Source organism: Candidatus Nanopelagicales bacterium (assembly GCA_018003655.1).
Lineage (GTDB): Bacteria > Actinomycetota > Actinomycetes > S36-B12 > UBA10799 > JAGNDY01.
In genome coordinates this window covers 1-3,846 of record JAGNDY010000137.1, presented here as the reverse complement: position 1 = coordinate 3,846, position 3,846 = coordinate 1, and the positions used below count along the sequence as shown (strand labels likewise).

Here is a 3,846-nt window from a genome sequence, read left to right as displayed (position 1 = left end):
ACCAGGTCCGGGCCCCGGGTGGCCAACAGTTCGGTCACCGCGGGACCAGGAATCGGCAGTGACCCGTGCTCGGCGTTAATGCGGCCGAACCCAACCGTGATGGGCGAGCAGAAGACCCTGTGCGCAGCGAACTCCGACATCGCCGTGACGACGCCGACGATGTCGGCCAAACAGTCCAGCGCACCGACCTCGTGGAAGTGAACGTCGTCGACGGGGATGCCGTGCACCCGTGCCTCAGCCTCCGCGAGGCGACCGAAGACCGCGAGCGCCTCGGCTCGGATATCGGAGTCAAGTCGGGAACCGTGCAGCACGTCGCGGAGCTGCGCCCAGTTGCGCCGGTTGGAGGTCTCGGCGACGTCGACGATTGCGCGGGTGGCTCGCATCCCCGCGCGCGTAACTGATTCGGTCCGAACCGCGACCGCCTCGGGCAGCCCAAGCGCGGCGATTGACGCGTTGACCCGCTGCACGCTGGCGCCGGCGTCGAGCAGTGCTCCGAGCAGCATGTCCCCGGCGGCCCCCGCCGAGGCATCGATCCACACCTGTGGCACCGGTTCACCCACCGGCCAGTCGGCGACCGACCTGATCGGATCGCGGTGCGACCCGAGTCCGACGGTGCCCGCGTCCGGCCCGGGGTCGGCGGGGGCTTCCCCAGATCCGGTGCGTGGGTCAGGGACCTGAGTCGTCACGCGTGGGCCTCGCGGGTGCGGGCGATGCGCGCTGCGGCGACTCCCGCGCCGTAGCCGTTGTCGATGTTGACGACCAGCACGCCAGGCGCGCACGCGTTCAGCATCGTCAACAACGCTGCCAGGCCGTCAAAGGCGGCGCCATAGCCCACGCTCGTGGGCACCGCGATCACGGTCGAGCCCACCAATCCGCCGACCACGCTCGGCAGCGCGCCATCCATTCCGGCGCACACGATGATGACGTCGGCGGCCTCGAGTTGGTCGCGCACGGACATCACCCGGTGGATCCCGGCGACCCCCACGTCCGAGATCCGCGTAACGCCGGCGCCGTGGACTGCAGCCGTGACGGCGGCCTCGGCCGCGACCGGACCATCGCTGGTGCCAGCACTGACCACGACGACCGAACCCTTCGACGGCGGCGCCGGTCCGAGGACTGCTGTGCGCGCGACCGGGTCGAGGTCGATGGCCGGGCCGAACTGTTCGCGCAGATGGTCGAGTGCGTGGGCGTCAACCCGGGTCGCAAGCACCGCCCGGTCCGGGTGGGCCGCCTGCAATCCCGCCAGCGCGACGGCAATCTCCACGGGGGTCTTGCCCGCGCCGAACACGGTCTCCGGGTCGCCGGTCCGGCCGTGTCGTTCAGTATCCAGCCACACCCCTGAGACCCTAAACCCCGCGCGTCGTCTGCGGCCGGGTGAGCGCGGCTCGGGGCGATCGCCTGGGCGGGCAGACCCGCAGGCTTTCTTGGCCGGTTACGACCTCAGCAAACGTCATCCCGGCGAGTATCGCTGCTCGGCTAAGGTTGCGGCCGTGTCCAACACCAACTCGATCGCCCTCATCGGTGTGGCGATCGTTGCTGTGTTGGTGGCCGTGATCGCCACAGTGATAGCGGTGAAGGCGCTGCGAACCGCCCGCGCGGCGAGCCGGGACTACCGGCGGATCGCCCAGGCCGATGTGGACGTGGTCGACGTCCTGCTCGACCGGATCTCGAGCGTCGACGCTGCCACCAAGACCGTTGAGGAACTTGCGGTGTTGGTGCAGGCAACCCGTGACGATGTCGCGCATTCACTGCGCCACGTCGCCGTGGTCAAGTACGACGCGTTCCGGGACTTGGCCGGGCGGCTGTCCTTCAGTGCGGCGGTCCTCGACGACGTTGGCGATGGCGTGATCTTGACCAGCTTGCACGGCCGAAGCCAGACGCAGTTCATCGCCAAGGGAGTCACCGCCGGTGACGCCGCCGGACTTAGCCCGGAGGAGAAACAAGCTGTGGGATACGCGCTCAAGGGAGTCGACCAATGACCGAACAGACCGTTGGATACCTAGGCCCGCGCGGCACCTTCACTGAGGCGGCGCTGCGGGCGATGCCCTCGGCTCGCGACTCGGTGGCCGAGCCGTTCCCGTCGGTCGAGGCCGTGCTGGAGGCGGTTCGTTCCGGGGAAATGTCCGCTGGCGTGGTCCCGATCGAAAACTCGCTGGAAGGTCCGGTCACCACCACGCTGGACTCCCTGGCCCGCGCGGACGCACCGCTGGCGATCGTCGAGGAGTGGGCGCTGCCGGTCAGGTTCGCGCTCTTGGTTCGATCCGGGGTGAGCTTGGCCGACATCAAGCAGGTGGCCAGCATTCCGATCGCAGCCGCCCAGTGCCGGCAGTGGTTGGCTGCGCATCTACCCGACGCTCATGTGCTCGCGGCGCTTTCGACCGCCAGCGCCGCGCAGCGGCTGGCCCAAGAAGACCCGCCGCCCTATGACGCCGCGATCAGCCCGATCATCGCCGCCGAGCACTACGGGCTCGAGGTGCTGGAAGAGAGCATCGGTGACAACCCGGATGCGTCTACCAGATTTGTGTTGGTTCGCAAACCAGGTGAGCCCGCCCCACCGACCGGTGCCGACAAGACCACGCTGGTGCTGTTCATGCGGGAGGACCACCCCGGCGCGTTGTTGGAGATCCTCACCGAGTTTGCGGTTCGTGGGGTGAACCTGACCCGAATCGAGTCCCGTCCCACCCGCAGGCAGCTCGGCGACTATTACTTCTCCGTCGATTGCGAGGGTCACGTCGCCGATGCTCGGGTGGGCGAGGCGTTGAAGGGTCTCCAGCGAGTCTGCGCCGACATTCGGTTCCTCGGGTCGTACCCGCGCCACGACGGCAAGGCCGCCCACATGCGGTTGGGTACGACGGATGCCGACTTCGCTGCCGCCGCACAGTGGCTGGCCAAGGTCCGCGGAGAGGCCGGTGCGTAGCGCCTCCGCGGACCTTGGCGGGTAGCCGGGGATCCAGTTAGCCCTGGATCAGGCGGCCGGCCGAGTGGTAGCGCGGACGCCAGTACCCGCCGTTGATGCCCTCAATCTGGACATCGGAACGAGGGTTGTTCGCGCCGATCATCTTGCCGCCGCCGATGTACATCGAGACGTGCTGGCGAGCGCCCGGACCCCAGAAGAGCAGGTCGCCGCGCTTGAGGTGGCGCTTGGACACCCGCTTGGCACGGTGCATCTGTGCTGCCGAGTAGTGGGGCAGGTTGATCTTGGCAACCTTGCGGTAGATGAGTTTGGTGAAGCCGGAGCAATCGAACGCGTTGCTGCGAGAGGCACCAGCGACGTACTGCCCTGTCCTCTTCTTCTTCTTGGCGAACTTGACCAACGCGGCCCGCTTGTGAACGGCACGACGGTGCTTGACCTGCGCACGCGTCATGTTCTTTGCCGGTGCGGCGGCGGATACAGCGGCGGGAGCACCGGCAGGTGCAGCCTCGGCCGACTCAGTCGCGACCACGAGGGGGACCAGCAGTGCTACGGACGTTGCCGCTGCGACACGTGCGGCATTGCGACGCGTGGATACGCGCATAGTGATGACTCCTTGCGTGATTGGTTTGCTGAGGTAAGGCGTGACCGGGTGACTGCCGATCGACCTGTAGCCGACCTGTGCGCCGCGACTCCCACGTCGTGAGGGAGCAACTGAATCGCACTGCCTTGGAACTCAGTCCCGGGGCTGTGGCCTTGCTAGACCGACCCAGCGGGTTCGTTCGAGTTGCTGTTCGTTCGAGTTGCATGGTTCATCCGAGACCGCGACTGCGGCGTCGGTTATTGACGACTCAATCAACGTAGCACCGGTTCAGGCACACCTAGGTGGGTGCTTTGTGCCTGTGGATTACTTTCTGTAACGCTGTTTTGTGGGT

5 protein-coding genes are annotated in these 3,846 nt (G+C 67.3%); 2 read left to right on the top strand and 3 right to left on the bottom strand.

The features are described from left to right. Both KAZ48_11285 and larB read right to left on the bottom strand, forming a co-directional pair. On the bottom strand, positions 1-686 hold a 686-nt coding region (locus KAZ48_11285), incomplete at its 3' end, for a LarC family nickel insertion protein (protein ID MBP7973372.1). After that, entirely contained in the window at positions 683-1,336 is a 654-nt protein-coding gene (gene larB / locus KAZ48_11280) for a nickel pincer cofactor biosynthesis protein LarB (protein MBP7973371.1), read from the bottom strand. The genes KAZ48_11285 and larB, both read right to left, overlap by 4 nt. Before the next feature lie 154 nt (positions 1,337-1,490). Here larB and KAZ48_11275 point away from each other — a divergent pair, with 154 nt between their 5' ends. Together KAZ48_11275 and pheA are read left to right on the top strand one after the other, a co-directional pair. Beyond that, a complete protein-coding gene (locus KAZ48_11275; protein MBP7973370.1) occupies positions 1,491-1,979 on the top strand; it encodes a DUF4446 family protein in 489 nt (162 codons plus the stop codon). Beyond that, the gene (gene pheA, locus KAZ48_11270) at positions 1,976-2,917 is read left to right on the top strand and encodes a prephenate dehydratase (protein ID MBP7973369.1); all 942 of its coding nucleotides are present in this window, start codon (positions 1,976-1,978) and stop codon (positions 2,915-2,917) included. The genes KAZ48_11275 and pheA overlap by 4 nt, the downstream gene beginning before the upstream one ends. A 37-nt stretch (positions 2,918-2,954) precedes the next feature. On the opposite strand, the gene KAZ48_11265 is transcribed toward pheA, so the two are convergent. Then, a complete protein-coding gene (locus KAZ48_11265; protein MBP7973368.1) occupies positions 2,955-3,515 on the bottom strand; it encodes a C40 family peptidase in 561 nt (186 codons plus the stop codon). Positions 3,516-3,846: the final 331 nt, after the last annotated feature.